The organism is Streptomyces sp. NPDC050806 (assembly GCF_055586425.1).
The window spans coordinates 53,858-70,473 of record NZ_JBVJIF010000016.1 but is presented as its reverse complement, the minus strand read 5'-3'; the positions used below and the strand labels follow the sequence as shown (position 1 = coordinate 70,473).

Annotated in this window: 14 protein-coding genes; 6 read left to right on the top strand and 8 right to left on the bottom strand. The window is 72.7% G+C overall.

Features of this window, described 5'->3' with window-relative positions:
* Nucleotides 1-7 precede the first annotated feature (7 nt).
* The 6 genes from ACZ6WH_RS37140 to ACZ6WH_RS37115 all read right to left on the bottom strand — a co-directional run bounded on the left by ACZ6WH_RS37140 (nt 8) and on the right by ACZ6WH_RS37115 (nt 6,323).
* Nucleotides 8-226, bottom strand: coding sequence for a hypothetical protein (locus ACZ6WH_RS37140; protein WP_432859627.1), 219 nt, complete (start codon nt 224-226; stop codon nt 8-10).
* 248 nt (nt 227-474) lie between these two features.
* Entirely contained in the window at nt 475-3,186 is a 2,712-nt protein-coding gene (gene acnA, locus ACZ6WH_RS37135) for an aconitate hydratase AcnA (protein WP_469734341.1), read from the bottom strand.
* Nucleotides 3,187-3,426: 240 nt separating this feature from the next.
* On the bottom strand, nt 3,427-4,050 hold the full coding sequence (locus ACZ6WH_RS37130; RefSeq protein ID WP_469734339.1) for a DUF4865 family protein: 624 nt from the start codon (nt 4,048-4,050) through the stop codon (nt 3,427-3,429).
* Nucleotides 4,050-4,682, bottom strand: a complete 633-nt coding sequence (locus ACZ6WH_RS37125) for a TetR/AcrR family transcriptional regulator (protein ID WP_469734337.1) — start codon at nt 4,680-4,682, stop codon at nt 4,050-4,052. The genes ACZ6WH_RS37130 and ACZ6WH_RS37125 overlap by 1 nt, the downstream gene beginning before the upstream one ends.
* Before the next feature lie 82 nt (nt 4,683-4,764).
* The gene (locus tag ACZ6WH_RS37120) at nt 4,765-5,136 is read right to left on the bottom strand and encodes a GntR family transcriptional regulator (protein ID WP_432859617.1); all 372 of its coding nucleotides are present in this window, start codon (nt 5,134-5,136) and stop codon (nt 4,765-4,767) included.
* Entirely contained in the window at nt 5,136-6,323 is a 1,188-nt protein-coding gene (locus tag ACZ6WH_RS37115; RefSeq protein ID WP_469734335.1) for a DUF1648 domain-containing protein, read from the bottom strand. The genes ACZ6WH_RS37120 and ACZ6WH_RS37115 overlap by 1 nt, the downstream gene beginning before the upstream one ends.
* A 134-nt stretch (nt 6,324-6,457) precedes the next feature.
* Between ACZ6WH_RS37115 and ACZ6WH_RS37110 the strand changes: the two genes are divergently transcribed.
* On the top strand, nt 6,458-7,987 hold the full coding sequence (locus ACZ6WH_RS37110; protein ID WP_361567544.1) for a helix-turn-helix domain-containing protein: 1,530 nt from the start codon (nt 6,458-6,460) through the stop codon (nt 7,985-7,987).
* A 67-nt stretch (nt 7,988-8,054) separates the two neighbouring features.
* Here ACZ6WH_RS37110 and ACZ6WH_RS37105 read toward each other — a convergent pair whose 3' ends face one another.
* Nucleotides 8,055-8,702 (bottom strand): TetR/AcrR family transcriptional regulator, encoded by a 648-nt coding sequence (locus ACZ6WH_RS37105; protein ID WP_469734332.1) that lies wholly within the window; start codon nt 8,700-8,702, stop codon nt 8,055-8,057.
* A 217-nt stretch (nt 8,703-8,919) separates the two neighbouring features.
* Between ACZ6WH_RS37105 and ACZ6WH_RS37100 the strand changes: the two genes are divergently transcribed.
* From ACZ6WH_RS37100 to ACZ6WH_RS37080, 5 genes are all read left to right on the top strand, one after another.
* Nucleotides 8,920-9,768, top strand: coding sequence for an SDR family oxidoreductase (locus tag ACZ6WH_RS37100; protein WP_469734330.1), 849 nt, complete (start codon nt 8,920-8,922; stop codon nt 9,766-9,768).
* Entirely contained in the window at nt 9,765-11,852 is a 2,088-nt protein-coding gene (locus ACZ6WH_RS37095) for an acetate--CoA ligase family protein (protein ID WP_469734328.1), read from the top strand. Before ACZ6WH_RS37100 ends, ACZ6WH_RS37095 begins: the two co-directional genes overlap by 4 nt.
* 32 nt (nt 11,853-11,884) lie before the next feature.
* A complete protein-coding gene (locus tag ACZ6WH_RS37090) occupies nt 11,885-13,057 on the top strand; it encodes an acyl-CoA dehydrogenase family protein (RefSeq protein WP_469734326.1) in 1,173 nt (390 codons plus the stop codon).
* A gap of 2 nt (nt 13,058-13,059) precedes the next feature.
* Nucleotides 13,060-13,803 carry an enoyl-CoA hydratase/isomerase family protein gene (locus tag ACZ6WH_RS37085; RefSeq protein WP_469734324.1) on the top strand — a complete coding sequence of 248 codons (744 nt, stop codon included), beginning with the start codon at nt 13,060-13,062 and terminating at the stop codon, nt 13,801-13,803.
* Nucleotides 13,804-13,874: 71 nt separating this feature from the next.
* The gene (locus tag ACZ6WH_RS37080; protein WP_469734322.1) at nt 13,875-15,413 is read left to right on the top strand and encodes a purine-cytosine permease family protein; all 1,539 of its coding nucleotides are present in this window, start codon (nt 13,875-13,877) and stop codon (nt 15,411-15,413) included.
* On the opposite strand, the gene ACZ6WH_RS37075 is transcribed toward ACZ6WH_RS37080, so the two are convergent.
* Nucleotides 15,388-16,512 (bottom strand): acyl-CoA dehydrogenase family protein, encoded by a 1,125-nt coding sequence (locus tag ACZ6WH_RS37075; protein WP_469734320.1) that lies wholly within the window; start codon nt 16,510-16,512, stop codon nt 15,388-15,390. The genes ACZ6WH_RS37080 and ACZ6WH_RS37075 overlap by 26 nt on opposite strands.
* Nucleotides 16,513-16,616: the final 104 nt, after the last annotated feature.

Genomic DNA, 16,616 nt, shown 5'->3' with positions numbered 1-16,616 from the left:
CATCGCGTCAGAGGAGAATCCTCAGCAGGTCGGTGAGCAGGCCACCGCCCCAGTGACCCCAGCGGCCCCAGTCGTCGTCGTGGTGGCCCTTCTTGCAGTCGCACTTGTGCTTCGAGGCCGCGGCGGCCGGGGCCTTCGGGGCGGCCTGGGCAGCGCCTGCGACCGGGACGATGGTGACTGCCGCGAGCACCGCCGCCGCCACGGAGCGGCCGATGGTCTTGCGCATGTGTTTCTCCTACAAGCAGGGAATAACGACGAGCGAAGATCTACCGCGGAACGACAGCACCCCATCCTCCCCGCCCCGTACACCACTCCCCCGGCCGAACGGACCCCCCGTCCGGCCCCACCCCGTTGCGCCTTCCGGGCCGGCCGCACCCCGGGCGGGCAGCGCACGCGCGAAGGGCCGCGCCCCGGGAGTGGGGTGCGGCCCTTCGGGCTGCTGCGGGCAGCCGGTGAGCGCGTGCGGCGCTGTGCTTACTTGCGGATGAGCGAGCGCAGCACGTACTGCATGATGCCGCCGTTGCGGTAGTAGTCGGCCTCGCCGGGGGTGTCGATGCGGACCTTGGCGTCGAACTCGACGTCGCCGGCCTGCACCTTCACGGTCTCCGGGATGCCGCCGTCGTTCAGGGCGGTGATGCCGGTGATCGAGAAGGTCTCCTCGCCGGTCAGGCCCAGGGACTGCGCGGAGGCGCCCTCGGGGAACTGCAGGGGCAGGACGCCCATGCCGATCAGGTTCGAGCGGTGGATGCGCTCGTAGGACTCGGCGATGACGGCCTTGACGCCGAGCAGCGCGGTGCCCTTGGCGGCCCAGTCGCGGGAGGAGCCGGAGCCGTACTCCTTGCCGGCCAGGATGACCAGCGGGATGCCGGCGGCCTGGTAGTTCTGCGACGCGTCGTAGATGAAGGAGACCGGGCCGTCCTCCTGCGTGAAGTCACGCGTGAAGCCGCCCTCGGTGCCCGGCGCGATCTGGTTGCGCAGGCGGATGTTGGCGAAGGTGCCGCGGATCATGACCTCGTGGTTACCACGGCGGGAGCCGTAGGAGTTGAAGTCGCGACGCTCGACGCCGTGCTCGGTGAGGTACTTGCCGGCCGGGGTGTCGGCCTTGATCGCACCGGCCGGGGAGATGTGGTCGGTGGTGACCGAGTCGCCCAGCTTGGCCAGCACGCGGGCACCGGCGATGTCCTCGACCGGGGTGGTCTCCATCGTCATGCCCTCGAAGTACGGGGGCTTGCGGACGTAGGTGGACTCGGCGTCCCACTCGAAGGTGTTGCCGGTCGGGATCGACAGGGCCTGCCACTGGGCGTCCCCGGCGAAGACGTCGGAGTAGGACTTGTTGAACATGTCCTCGCCGATGGCGTTCGCCACGACGTCGTTCACCTCGGCCTCGCTCGGCCAGATGTCCTTGAGGAAGACCGGGTTGCCGTCCTGGTCGGCGCCCAGGGCCTCCTCGGTGATGTTCACCTTCATGGAGCCGGCGATGGCGTACGCGACGACCAGCGGCGGGGACGCCAGGTAGTTCATCTTGACGTCGGGGTTGATCCGGCCCTCGAAGTTGCGGTTGCCGGAGAGCACCGAGGTGACGGCGAGGTCTGCCTCGTTGACCGCCTTGGAGATCTCCTCGTCCAGCGGGCCGGAGTTGCCGATGCAGGTGGTGCAGCCGTAGCCGACCAGGTTGAAGCCCAGCTTGTCCAGGTACGGGGTCAGGCCGGACTTGTCGAAGTAGTCGGTGACGACCTTCGAGCCGGGGGCCAGGGTGGTCTTGACCCAGGGCTTGCGGGTCAGGCCCTTCTCGACCGCCTTCTTGGCCACGAGCGCCGCGGCGACCATGACGTAGGGATTCGAGGTGTTGGTGCAGGAGGTGATCGCGGCGACGGTCACGGCGCCGTGGTCGATCTCGTAGGTCGAGCCGTCGGCGGCGACGACCTGGGTCGGCTTGCTGGGCACGCCGTTGTGGGCGGCCGGCGCGTCGGAGGCCGGGAAGGACTCCTTGCCCGCCTCCTCGTCGTCCGCGACGTAGTTGCGCACGTCGATGGCGAACTGCTCGGCGGCGTTGGCCAGGACGATGCGGTCCTGCGGGCGCTTCGGGCCGGCGATCGACGGGACGACCGTCGAGAGGTCCAGCTCCAGCTTCTCGGAGAAGTCGGGCTCGGCGGCCGGGTCGAGCCAGAGGCCCTGCTCCTTGGCGTACGCCTCGACCAGCGCGACCTGCTGCTCGGAGCGGCCGGTGAGCTTGAGGTAGTTCAGGGTCTCGTCGTCGATCGGGAAGATCGCGGCGGTGGAGCCGAACTCCGGCGACATGTTGCCGATGGTGGCGCGGTTCGCGAGGGAGGTGGCGGCGACGCCCTCACCGTAGAACTCGACGAACTTGCCGACGACGCCGTGCTTGCGCAGCATCTCGGTGATCGTGAGGACCAGGTCGGTGGCGGTGGTGCCGGGCTGCAGCTCACCGGTCAGCTTGAAGCCGACCACGCGCGGGATCAGCATGGAGACCGGCTGGCCGAGCATCGCGGCCTCGGCCTCGATGCCGCCGACGCCCCAGCCCAGGACGCCCAGGCCGTTGACCATCGTGGTGTGCGAGTCGGTGCCGACGAGGGTGTCGGGGTAGGCCTGACCGTTGCGGATCATGACCGTACGGGCCAGGTGCTCGATGTTCACCTGGTGGACGATGCCGGTGCCGGGCGGGACGACCTTGAACTCGTCGAACGCGGTCTGGCCCCAGCGCAGGAACTGGTAGCGCTCCTTGTTGCGGCCGTACTCCAGCTCGACGTTCTGCGCGAACGCGTCGTTGGTGCCGAACTTGTCGGCGATGACGGAGTGGTCGATGACCAGCTCGGCCGGCGCCAGCGGGTTGATCTTGTCGGCGTCGCCGCCGAGCTCCTTCACGGCCTCACGCATGGTGGCGAGGTCCACGACACAGGGCACGCCGGTGAAGTCCTGCATGATCACGCGGGCCGGGGTGAACTGGATCTCCTGGCTGGGCTGCGCCTGCGAGTCCCAGCTGCCCAGGGCCCGGATGTGGTCGGCGGTGATGTTCGCGCCGTCCTCGGTGCGGAGCAGGTTCTCCAGCAGCACCTTCAGGCTGTACGGCAGGCGGGCGGCGCCCTCCACCTTGTCCAGCCGGAAGATCTCGTACGACTCGTCGCCCACCTGCAGGGTGCTGCGGGCGTCGAAGCTGTTCGCCGACACGACAGTCTCCTTCATGCATGAATTCGCGCGTACCACCACGATCCTGCCGTCACCGGCCCCAGCCCATCAGCTAAGGTAAGGCTTAGTTAGGTGAGCCTTACTAGCGCGGCAGCGGTACGCCTCTCGGCAGATATCTCGATGTCGAGATAACTCTAGTACATCGCTGCCGTGCGGTCATGCTCTGCCCGCCCGATGTCCACTTAGCCCCATGCTGGGCGGGGATAATCACATATGCCACTGTCACGCCGGCGCTGCCGGGAGGGCGGACAGCCGCGGGGCCGAGAGGTGAAGGACCTCGTAGCGCTCGGTGCCGTCGCCACTGCCGTCACCGGCCTCGGGCGCGGCGTCCGTTCGGAGGACGAAGCGGAGCAGGGTCCAGTGGTGGGGGTCGACGGCGAGGGCCGCGGTGTGGACGGCGGGGTGCCGGGCCAGCTCTCGGAGCGCCTCGGTCTCCGCCTCCAGGAGGCGGCCGAGGGCCAGGCCGTCGAGGTCCGGGCCGAGGTCGGCCGGGATCGGGACGAGACGGCGGGAGGCGGTACGCGGGGGTGTGCCGCGCGCCGGGCCGGCCACGACGGCGGCGCCCGTCCAGTGCCGTACGGCGGGGCGGCCGAAGTCGCGCAAGATGTTCTGGAAGCCGCCCCCGCGCAGGAGGAAGTCGCCCATCGCGCCCGTGTCCTGCCAGAGGTAGAACGGCGCGTACTGATTGACCGGCGAGCCGTGCACGCCGCGCTCGCGGACCAGATACGCCTTCAGGGCCAGCCCGGCGCGGTCGTCGAGCAGATGCCCGGTGGCCGCCACCCGCTCGCGGATGACGCCCATGTCGTAGTCGGCGGGCAGGGTGATCTCGTACTGCGCGGCGTACATCAGCGGTTCCCGCCCGCCGCGTGGCCTTCGATCAGGCCGAGCACGCCGGTGACGGCCCGGTCGAAGGCGGCCGGCGAACCGGCGGCGCGGGCGAGGACGTAGCCGCCCTGCACCACCGCGACCACGCTCGCGGCCGTCGCCTCCGGGTCCAGCCCCGCGTCCACCTCACCGCGTGCGCGGCCCTCGGCCAGCACCTCCGTGAGGCGGCCGCGCAGCCAGTCGAAGGTCTCGTCGACCGGCGCGCGCAGCGCCGGGTCGGCCATCACGTCCGGGTCCTGGGTGAGCCGCCCGACCGGACAGCCCCTGAGGGCGTCGCGCTCGCGGCGCAGGTACGCGCCGACCCGGTCCAGCGCCGTACCGGGCCCGTCGAGCAGCCGCGCCACCTCGGCCCGCATCTCCTCGGCGGTCCGGCGGATGGCGGCCAGCGCGAGGTCCGGCTTGCCGCTGAAGTGGTGGTACATGCTGCCCTGGCCCGCGTTGGCGCGCTGGAGGATCGCCTTCGGGCTGGTGCCGACATAGCCGCGCTCCCACAGCAGTTCGCGGGTGCTCTCGATGAGGCGTTCGGCGGCGCTGCTCGCGGTACCGCTCGCGCGGCCGTCCGGCGCGCCCTCCGGCCTGGTCACTGGGGTCATGCGGTCAGCATACATACCAGTAGGTACAGAGGAAGTGGACGCGGAGGTGACGAGGTACGTGGTCGCGTCGGCCCGGCGGGGCTCAGTCGGTGCCCAGGGGCCTGCTCAGGTTCGTGCGGACCAGGGTGACGATCTCGTCGTCCGAGAGGCCGAGGGCGCGGGCCTGGGTGATCAGGCCGGCGGCGGCGTCGGTGAGGCGGACGCGGGCCGGGGAGGCGACGCCGGTCACCACCGCGCCGCGGCCGCGCCGCAGTTCGATCAGGCCCTCCTCCTTCAGGCGCTGGTAGCCGCGGAGGACGGTGTGGACGTTGACGCCGAGGGAGCCGGCGAGGGTGCGGGCGGCGGGCAGCCGCTCCCCCGCGTGCACCGAGCCGTCGGCTATCGCGCCCCGGACGGATGCGGCGATCTGGTCGCCCAGGGGTACGGCGGAGGCCGGGTCGATTCGGACGAGCATCAGGCGGCGCCCTCCGGGTCGCCCGCGCCCCTCGCGGGCCCCTCCGGGCCGTGGGCGCGGCCGCTCCCGCCGGCGCCCGAGCGGTCGACGAGGGTGTTGAGCAGGGCCGCGGCGGTCGCCGCTCCGCCGACCGTCACCACGAACTCCTTTCCGCTCGCCAGCCGCAGCGACAGCGCCTCGCCGGAGCGGAGGACGAATCCGCTGCCGCCGGGCCGCATCCGGTAGCCCCAGCCGCCGAACTCGCGCAGCGCGGCGATCTCCCGGCTGTCGGCCTCCCGGATGCGGGCCAGCGGGATGCGCATCCGGGGGTACGGGAGGAGCGGCGGGGTGACGGTGAGGCCGTGCCGGTCGGCGGTCACCCGCAGCCCCGCGAGCGCGAGGACCAGCAGCCCGCCGACGAACAGGCCCGGGGCCGCGGACCAGCCGGCGGCCGGGCCCGTGATCAGGCCCGCGAGGAGGAGCGCGGCACCCAGGCCGTACAGGAGCGGCGAGGTGACCGTCCGGGACCAGCCGGCGACCTCGGAGGCGGCGAGGGCGAGCCGGGGCGCGTCGCCGCCGGCGCCGTCGTCGGGCAGCGGCGTGTCCTTGCCGGCCAGCAGCCGGCCGAGAACGGCGGCCACCACACCCGCGCCCAGGGCCGCGGCGAGCTGCCACAGCGGGAGGCCCGCCGCGGCGCTGCCGCCGGGGGCCGCGGCGTTGGCGTACAGCGTGGCCGCGAAGGCGTACCCGAGCAGGCCGGCGACGCCGTAACCGAGCGTGATGAAGGCGCGGGCCCCGCCGAGCCCGGAGCGCGGCGTCACCCGGGCGGTCGCACGGCGCGGGTCCGCGCTCCGTACGCCGTCCGCACGACCCCCGTCCGCCCCGCTCCGCACGGCACCCGTACGCCGACCGGCGGCCGGCGCGAGGACAAGAATCCCGAAAAGAGCACCGCATACCAGGAGCGTGCCGAGCGCGACGGAGAGGAAGCCGCCGGCCGAGGAGAAGCCGTCGGCGCGACCGTCGGCACGGAAGTGCGTGGCCAGCGTCTCGGGCAGCCGTTCGGCGAGGCGCGCGTACGCCGTTGCGACGATTACGGCGGCCACCGGAAAGGGTGCCGCCGCGACGATCACCCGGCGGAGGTGCGGCCGCCCGCGCGCGCCCGCCCCGTCACCTCGCTGTCCTGCGGTAATGCCCCAGTGTCCGGTCATTTCCGGCTCCCCTCCGGTCCGTCCGCAGCCGTCGCGACGCTTCTGTCACTACCGCCGTACGGCCTATTGTTCGCATAGTAGTAGAACAATAGGCGATTGAACATCCATCTCATATCTGAGATACCGTTTTCCTCATGGCAGACGACTACCTCGTACGCATCGGCAAGCTCATCCGTGATGCCCGCCAACACCGGGGCTGGACACAGACGCAGCTGGCGGAGGCGCTCGGCACCAGCCAGAGCGCGGTGAACCGCATCGAGCGCGGCAACCAGAACATCAGCCTTGAGATGATCGCCCGAATCGGCGAAGCGCTCGACAGTGAAATCGTCTCCCTCGGGTACGCAGGACCCATGCATCTCCGCGTCGTCGGCGGCAGGCGGCTGTCCGGCAGCATCGACGTCAAGACGAGCAAGAACGCCTGCGTGGCCTTGCTCTGCGCGACGCTGCTGAACGCCGGCCGCACCACGCTGCGTCGCGTCGCCCGCATCGAGGAGGTCTACCGCATCCTCGAAGTCCTCGGCTCCATCGGCGTCCGCACCCGCTGGATCAACGACGGGAACGACCTGGAGATCGTGCCGCCGGCCGAGCTGGACCTGGACGCCATGGACACCGAGGCGGCGCGGCGCACCCGCAGCGTCATCATGTTCCTGGGCCCGCTGCTGCACCGCATGGAGCACTTCAAGATCCCGTACGCGGGCGGCTGCGACCTCGGCACCCGTACGGTCACCCCGCACATGACAGCCCTGCGCCACTTCGGCCTGGAGGTCACCGCCACCGAGGGCACGTACCACGCGCACGTCGACCGGTCCGTGGCCCCGAAGCGCGCGATCGTGCTGACCGAGCGCGGCGACACCGTGACCGAGAACGCGCTGCTCGCCGCCGCCCGGCACGACGGCGTCACGGTCATCCGCAACGCCTCCTCCAACTACATGGTCCAGGACCTCTGCTTCTTCCTGGAGCAGCTGGGCGTACGGGTCGAGGGCATCGGCACCACCACCCTCACCGTGCACGGCGTCGCGCACATCGAACGCGACGTGGACTACGCGCCGTCGGAGGACCCGGTCGAGGCGATGAGCCTGCTGGCCGCCGCGGTCGTCACCGAGTCCGAGCTGACGATCCGCCGCGTCCCCGTCGAGTTCCTGGAGATCGAGCTCGCGGTCCTGGAGGAGATGGGCCTGGACCACGAGCGCAGCGCGGAGTACACCGCCGACAACGGCCGCACCCGCCTGATCGACCTGACGGTCCGTCCGTCCAAGCTCAGCGCCCCGATCGACAAGATCCACCCGATGCCGTTCCCGGGCCTGAACATCGACAACGTGCCGTTCTTCGCGGCGATCGCGGCCAGCGCCCAGGGCCAGACCCTGATCCACGACTGGGTCTACGACAACCGCGCGATCTACCTGACGGACCTCAACCGCCTCGGCGCGCAGGTCAAGCTGCTCGACCCGCACCGCGTCCTGGTCGACGGCCCGACCCGCTGGCGCTCGGCGGAGATGATGTGCCCGCCGGCCCTCCGCCCCGCCGTCGTCGTCCTCCTGGCCATGATGGCCGCCGAGGGCACCTCCGTCCTCCGCAACGTCTACGTCATCAACCGCGGCTACGAAGACCTCGCCGAACGCCTCAACTCCCTGGGCGCCCAGATCGAGATCTTCCGCGACATCTGACCGACGGAACGGCACCGGCCCCCCGTTCTCCACGGAGAACGAGGGGCCACCTCTTGTCCGGGGGCGTCTACCCCGCGCCGGCCACGGCGGTGTGCTCCGGCCGGGCGCCCCGGGGTGGGGTGACCAACTCCCGGCGGACGAAGTCGATCAGTAGCTCCCGCATCACCGAGACCGTCATGCGCGGCGCTCCCGTGAGGACCTGGATGGCGGCGCCGTCGGTGAGGGCGGTGAGGCGGAGGGCCACGCCCTCCAGGTCGACGTCGGCGCGGAAGACGCCCTGCCGCTGGCCGCGCAGCACGATGCGGATCACGGCGTCCTGCCAGCGGGCGTAGAACTCGTTGTGCGCGGCGCGGAATTCGGGGCGTACCACCGCCTCGGCCCAGTACTGCAGCCAGATCGACCACTCGTCGCGCACCCGGCCGAGCCGCGGCAGCTGCATGTCGATGAGTTTCAGCAGCCGTTCGTGGGCGTCGTCGACGGCCCGCAGCACCTCGCTCTGGCGGACGAACGCCTGCTCCACGCAGAACTTGAGCGCCTCGGCCAGCACATCGCTCTTGCCGGGGAAGTAGTAGTGCACGGTGCCCGTGCTGGTGCCGCAGACGCGGGCGATGTCGGCGATCCGTACGGAGTGGATGCCGCGCTCGGCGATGAGCTGCCACGTGGCTTCGAGTATCGCCTGCCGGCGGTCCTCGTCCGTACGTGACCGGTCGGTCATCCTGCCTCCTGCGTCCGACGACATGGGCCCCGCGCCGGGTGCCGGCGGGTGCGTCCCGGTCGGCCAACTGACGCGTCAGTCAAAGACAAGACCACTCTCCGGCACCCTCGTCAACCCCCTTGGGATTACCGCTGCGTACCCCTTGACGGTCCCCCTTGTGATGAGGCTGACTGACGCATCAGTCAGACGAGTTGTCCGCAATGAGGAGGGCTCTGTGGTGAGCACATCACCCCCGTATGCCGGGCGGACCGTGCTGCGGCCCGGCATCCACGAAGGCAAGGTCGCACTGATCACCGGCGGCGGTACCGGCATCGGCCGGGCCACCGCGCTCGACCTCGCGGCGGGCGGGGCGAGCGTGGTGGTCTGCGGGCGCCGCCCCGGGCCGTTGGCCGAGGTACGCAAGGAGATCGAGACGGCGGGCGGCAGCTGCCTGGAGACCGCTGCCGACATCCGCGACGAGGAGCAGGTCACCGCGGTCGTGGACCGGGCGCTGGAGGCGTACGGGCGGATCGACGTGCTGGTCAACAACGCGGGCGGGCAGTTCACCGCGCCCGCCGAGGAGATCAGCGCCAACGGCTGGCGGGCGGTGCACCGGCTCGCCGTGGACGCCGCCTGGAACATCACCCGCGAGGTCGCGCGGCGGGCGATGATCCCGCAACGGTCGGGGGCGGTGTTCTTCCTCGCGTTCTCGCCGCGTCGCGGCATCCCCGGCATGGTGCACGCCACCGCGGCCCGCGCCGCCGTGGAGAACCTGGCGGCCGGGCTCAGCCTGGAGTGGAGCCGGTACGGCATCCGCACGGTGTGCGTCGCGCCCGGCACCATCGCCACCGGCGGCCTCGAAGAGACCTACGGCGAAGCCGATCGCGAACGGTGGGCGCAGGCCGTGCCGCTGGGGCGGCTCGGGCGGGCCGAGGACGTCTCCGGCCTGCTCTCCTTCCTCGCCTCGCCCGGTGGCGCGTACGTCACCGGCACCACGGTCGTCGTCGACGGCGGCGCCGACGCCTGGGGCGCCGGGCACCCCGCCCCGGCCCTGTCCCCGCTGCGCTCCGAGGAGGCCAACCCATGACGGTGCTCGCCCCCGATGAGGGACAGGTCCGGGCACGCGACCTGTCCGCCCTGTTCGCACCCCGCGCCGTCGCCGTGGTCGGGGCCAGCAACGACCAGTCCAAGTACGGCAACTGGCTCTCCGTGCAGGCGCTGCGGATGCAGGGCCGGCGCGCGGTGTACCTGGTCAGCCGGCGGGGCGAACCGGTGCTCGGCGAGCCCACGTACCGGACGCTCGCCGAACTCCCCGGGCCGGTCGACCTCGTCGTGATCGCGGTGCCGGCCGCCGGTTTCGAGGTGGCCGTGGAGGACGCGCTCGCCGCCGGGGCCGGGGCGATCGTCGGGATCACCGCGGGCTTCGGCGAGCTGGGCGCCGAGGGCCGGGCGCGGGAGGCGGCACTCGTCGCCCGGGTACGCGCCGCCGGTGCCGTGCTCCTCGGCCCCAACTGCCTCGGCGTGCTGGACAGCACCACCGGACTGTCCCTCGCCTCCAACCCGCTGCCCGCCGGATCGGTGGCGCTGATCTCCCAGAGCGGCAACATGGCGCTCGAACTGAGCCGCTTCCTCACCGACCGCGGCCTGGGCTTCTCCCGCTTCGCCTCGCTCGGCAACCAGGCCGACCTGGGCGCCGCCGACCTCATCCGCAGCTGCGCCGAGGACCCCGGCACCGAGCTGATCGCCCTGTACTGCGAGGACTTCGGGGACGGACGGGCCTTCGTCGCGGCGGCCGCGGACGCCGTGGCGGCGGGCAAGCCGGTCGTGCTGCTCACCGTGGGCGGCAGCGCCGCCTCCGTACGCGGCGCCAAGTCCCACACCGGGGCGCTGACCAGCGACAGCAGCGTTATCGACGCGGCCTGCCGGGCGGCCGGCATCGACCGGGTGACCAGCCCCCGGCAGATGGCCGATTTGCTGGCCGCGCTGCACCGGTTCGGCCGGGCCCGCGCCGACCGGGTGGCCGTACTGGCCGACGGCGGCGGGCACGCGGCCGTCGCCTGCGACCTGGCCGAGGCCCAGGGCCTGTCCGTGCCGGAGTTCGGCCCCGGGCTGGCCGGTGCGCTGCGGGCCGGACTGCCGCCCTCCGCCGGCGTCGGCAACCCCGTCGACATCGCGGGCGCCGGCGAGCGGGACATCGCCTCCTTCACCCGCACGCTGCGGCTGCTGCTCGCAGCGCCGGACGTCGACGCGGTGCTGCTGACCGGCTACTTCGGCGGGTACGGCAGCTACGGCGAACGACTGGCGGCGGCGGAACTGGCCACCGCCACGGAGCTGGGCGCGCTGGTCCGCGAGTACGGCAAGCCGGTCGTGGTGCACACGATGTGCCCCGGCACCACCACCAGCGAGGAGCTGCGCCTGCAGGGCGTACCGGTGTTCGCGGCGGTGGAGGACGCCGCGCGGTGCCTGGGCATGCTCGCCCGCCGCGCCGAACCGGCGGAGCGGCCGGACCGGCCGGACGGCTCCGGCGGCGGGGCGGTCACCGACGACGGCTACTGGACCGCGCGCGAGCTGGTCCGGGCGGCGGGCGTGGCGTTCCCCGACGCGCGGCAGGCGGCGTCCCCGGACGAGGCGGCGGAGGCGGCCGGGGCGATCGGCGGCGGCCCGTTCGTCGTCAAGGCGCTCGGACTGCTGCACAAGTCCGACGCGGGCGGCGTGGCCCTCGGGCTCGCGGACGCCGACGCCGTACGGGCCGCGGCACAGGACATGACGGACCGGCTGGCCCCGCCCGGCTTCTGCGTCGAGGCCATGGCGGACCTGAGCGGCGGCGTGGAGATCATCGTCGGGGTGCGGCGTGACCCGCGGTTCGGCCCGGTCGTCATGGTCGGCCTCGGCGGCATCACCACGGAGGTGCTGCGGGACGTCACCTTCGCGCTCGCTCCGCTCGTCCCGGCGCAGGCCGGGGAGTTGCTGCAACGGCTGGGCGCGGCCCGGCTGCTGCACGGCGTACGCGGCCGGCCCGCCGTCGACCTCGACGCGCTCGCCGGTGCCGTCGCCGCTGTCGCCGGCCTCGCCGCCGCGCACCCGGAGATCGCCGAGCTGGAGGTCAATCCGCTGCTGGCGACGCCGGACGGCTGCCTGGGCCTGGACGCCCGGATCGTCCTCGCCGACTGACGACCCCACCCATCCACTTTCTGGGAGACACCGTGCAGTTCGCATACACCCCGCGCCTGGCCGAGCTGAAGGAACGTGCCGCCGGGCTCACCGCGAAGATCATGCCGTACGAGGAGGAGTGCGAGGCCCACAACGGCCTCACGCCCGAGGCGCTCGCCGCCATCCGGGACGAGGTGCTGGCCAGTGGCCTGCAGGCGATCAACATGCCGGTCGAGTGGGGCGGCGCCGGGCTGACCGTGCTGGAGCAGGTCGTCGTCCAGGAGGAGCTGGGCAAGCTGACCGGCGCGCTGTGGGACACGGTCTGGCGCCCCGCCAACTGCCTGCGCGCCGCCACCCCCGAGCAGCGCTCGCGCTATCTGCTGCCCGGCATCCAGGGCCGCTGCCGGGACGCGGTCGCGATCACCGAGGCGGACGCCGGCTCCGACCCGTCGGGGATCCGCACCACCGCCGTACCGGACGGCGACGGGTACGTCATCAACGGCGAGAAGTGGTTCGTCACCGTCGGCGACGCGGCCGACTTCCTGATCGTGCTGGCCAACGTCCAGCCGTCCGGCGCCCCGACGCTCTTCCTGGTCGACAAGGACACCCCGGGCGTCTCGGTCACGCGCACCCCCCGCTACACGCACACCTTCGTCTACGAGCACCCGGAGTTCCGCTTCGAGGACGTACGCGTCGGCTCCGGTGCCGTGCTCGGCGAGGTCGGGCAGGGGTACGAGCTGACCCGCGACTGGTTCACCGAGGAGCGGCTGATGATCGGGGCGCGCACGACCGGCGCCGCCGAGCGGGCGCTGCGGCTCGCCACCGACTGGGCCAGGGACCGGGTACAGGGCGGCGAGCCGCTGATCAACCGTCAGCTCATCCAGGGCATGCTGGCCGACTCGGTCGTGGACATCACCACCAACCGGGCCTTCACCCACCAGGTGGCCTGGGAGTTCACCGAGGGCGGCGACCGCAAGCTGCTGCACGCGCGGGCCGCGACGGTGAAGCTCGCCGCGTCCGAGGCGTCCAACCGCGTGGTGGACCGCTGCCAGCAGATCTTCGGCGGCCGCGGCTACATGCGGGACCAGCCCGTCGAGCGGCTCTGGCGCGAGCTGCGCGTGGACCGCATCTGGGAAGGCACCTCGGAGATCCAGCGGCTGGTGATCGCCAACGAGATCACCAAGCGCGGGCTCGACGGGCTGCTGTCCTTCGCGACGGAGGACTGAGCGTGGCCGCCGAGGGCCGCGCCGAACCGGCCGGCGAGGTGGAGACCGTACGGGACGGGGACGTCGCCGTGCTCACCGTCCGCCGCGAGGCCAAGCTCAACGCGCTCTCCACGCACCTGGAGTCGCGGCTCCTGGACGCGCTGCGCTCCCCCGAGGTCCGCGGCAGCCGGGCCGTGGTGGTGACCGGCGGGCCGCGGGTCTTCTCGTCCGGCGCCGACACCCGCGAGCTGCGCACGATGACGCCCGCGGCGATCGCCGCGTACTACCGCTCCTCGGGCGCGGTGTACGAGGCGCTGGCGGCGCTGCCGCAGCCCACGGTCGCCGCGGTCGCGGGCCACTGCCTCGGCGGCGGCTTCGAGCTGGCGCTCGCGGCGGACTTCCGGATCGCCGACGAGACCGCCGGGTTCGCGCTGCCGGAGGTCGGCATCGGCATCCTGCCCAGCTCCGGCGGGGTGACCCGGCTGGTCCGCGCGGTCGGCCCGGCCCGCACCCGTGACCTGGTGCTGCGCGGCCGCCGGATCGCCGCGGCCGAGGCGTACGCGTGGGGGCTGGTCACCGAGGTCGTGCCGGGCGGCGCGCACCTCGCGAGAGCGTGCGAGCTGGCCGCCGAGCTGGCCGGGCAGCCACCACTGGCGGTGTCGCTCACCAAGCAGGTGATCGGCGCCGCGGCGGAGGCGCCCCGCGAGACGGGGCTGCTGCTGGAACGGCTCGCGTACACGGCACTGCACCGCACCGACGACAGATGAGAGCCCGGGGGCGGGCCGCGGAGTGGGACCGCGGCCCGCCCCTTCCGTTTCCCTATCCGAGGAGTCGCACTGTGAAAGCCAGCCGGGCCGGTACCCCTTCGCAGACCCCGCCGGACGGCGGTGGCGGGGCCAGGCCCGTCATCGAGTCCCGGTCCATCGACTACGTGCCGCTGGCCGAGCGGCACGGCAAGGTGTGGCACCTCTTCCCCGTGTGGTTCGCGGGCGATGCCCACCTCGCCACCATCGCGACCGGCGCCATCGGCGTCGCGCTGGGCGGCAACCTCATCTGGACCGCGATCGCCGTGGTGCTCGGCGGCGCGTTCGGCACGTTCTTCATGGCCTTCCACTCCACCCAGGGCCCGCAGCTGGGGCTGCCGCAGATGGTGCAGTCCCGCCCGCAGTTCGGGTACGTGGGCGCGCTGCTGGTGTGGGTGGTGGCCCTGACGACGTACGTCGGGTACACCGCGTTCAACCAGATCCTGATCGCGCAGACGATGGACCACCTGGCCGGCACCCCGGCCGGGGTGAGCTACATCGGGTACGCGGCGCTGGCGATCGTCCTCGCGATCGTCGGCTACGACGTCATCCACCGCGCCTCCCGCTGGCTCACGTTCCTGGTGATCGCGGTGCTGGTGGTCTTCTCGGTGGGTGTCGTGGCGGCCGACCCGTTCTCCGCCGCGCAGCTGGACCTGGGCGGCTTCGTGCTCGCGCCGTTCCTGGTGCAGTTCTTCACCGCCGCCGTGTACCAGATGTCCTGGTCGATCTACGTCTCGGACTACTCGCGGTACCTGCCGCCGACGGTCGGCGTGCGGTCGTCGTTCTGGTGGACGTACCTGGGCGCGTGGGTCGGCGGGGCGTGGATGATGCTGATCGGGACGGTCGCGGCCGGGCTGTTCCCGAAGGCCGAGCTGGTGGATTCGGTGATCTCGGCGGGCGACGAGCTGTTCCCCGGCTTCGGCGTGACGCTGCTGCTGGTCTCGGTGCTGCCGCTGATCTCCATCGGCACGCTCAACTTCTACGGCGGCAGCCTGACCCTGCTCTCCAGCATGGACTCGGTACGGAAGATCCGGCCGACGCCCGCCAAGCGGGTGGGGGCGCTGCTGGTGCTCGGCGTGCTGTCCACGGTGATCGCGTTCGGCTCCGACCGGGCGTTCCTGACGGACTTCGGACACTTCCTGACCGTACTGGGCTACCTCTTCACGCCCTGGACGGCGATCAACCTGGTCGACTTCTACGTGGTGCGGCGCGGCCACTACTCGATCCGGGAGATCTTCAACCCGCGCGGGATGTACGGCCGGTGGAGCGGGCGCGGGCTGCTCGCGTACGGGACCGGCTTCCTGTCGATGCTGCCGTTCGCGGAGATCGGCGACCTCAGGGGGCCGGGCGCCGCCTGGGTGGGCGGCGCCGACATCACCATGCTGATCGGCCTGCCGGTCTCGGCCGGGGTGTACCTGCTGGCCTGCCGCGGACTGGACCTGACGGCCGAGCGCGCCGCGGTGGCCGCGGCGGACGCGGGGCTGGAGGACGCGGGACCGGAGGACGGCGGCGCGGACGGTGGCGGGGCGTCCGACGGCGGGGCGTCCGTCAGCGGTACAGCTCCCGCGCGATGATCGTCCGCTGCACCTCCGTGGCGCCCTCGTAGATGCGCGGCGCGCGCACTTCCCGGTAGAGGTGTTCGAGGAGGTGGCCGCGGCGCAGGGCGCGGGCGCCGTGGATCTGCACCGCCGCGTCGACGGCCTCCTGGGCGGTCTCGGTGGCGAGCAGCTTGGCCATGGCGGCGCGCTTGGCGATGCCGGGCGCGCCCGCGTCGTAGGCCGCGGCCGCCGCGTACACCAGCAGCCGGGCCGCCTCGACGCGGGTGGCGAGGTCGGCGAGGCGGTGGGAGACGGACTGCAGGTCCTTCAGGGGGCCGCCGAACGCGGTGCGGGTGGCGGCGTGTTCGAGCGCGGCGTCCAGCGCCGCCTGGGCCATGCCGATGGCGAAGGCGCCGACGCTGGGCCGGAAGAGGTTCAGGGTGCGCATGGCGACGCCGAAGCCGTGGCCCGGCTCCCCCAGGACGTCGTCCCGGGCCACGGGGACGCCGTCGAAGACCAGCGTGCCGATGGGGTGCGGGCTGAGCATGTCCAGGTGCTCGCCGCTCAGTCCGGGCCGGTCCGCCGGCACGAGGAAGGCGGTCACGCCGCGCGCGCCGGGGGCCTCGCCCGTGCGCGCGAAGACGGTGGCGAAGTCCGCCTCGGGCGCGTTGGAGATCCAGCACTTCTCGCCGCTGAGCCGCCAGCCGCCCGCGCCGTCCGGCTCGGCGGCCAGGGTGAGCGCCGCCGCGTCCGACCCGGCGTCCGGCTCGCTCAGCGCGAAGGCGGCGACCGCGCGCCCGGCGGTGACCTCCGGCAGCCAGCGCGCCCGTTGCCGCTCGCTGCCCGACTGGAGTACCGGACAGGCACCCAGCCCCTGGAGGGCCAGCGCGGTCTCCGCCTCCGTGCACTCCTGCGCCAGCGACTCCCGCAGGAGGCACAGGTCGAGGGCGCGGACGGTGCCGCCGTCGGGGAACATGCGGCGGAGCAGGCCCAGCTCGCCGAGGGCCGCCACCAGGGGGCGGTTGACCCGCCCCGGTTCGGCCTTCTCGGCGAGCGGGCGCAGCCGGTCGGCGGTCAGGGCCCGGAGTTCGGCACACCACGCCACGTCGTCGGTATCGAGCGCGAATGCGGTCACAGGGCGGCTCCCTTGTTGCAGTCTGCCTTATCGCGATCTGTTGACTGCCGTCACGAACACGTTACGCTGACGAAGCGTCCGTACGGCAGCCCCCGGCGGCCCTC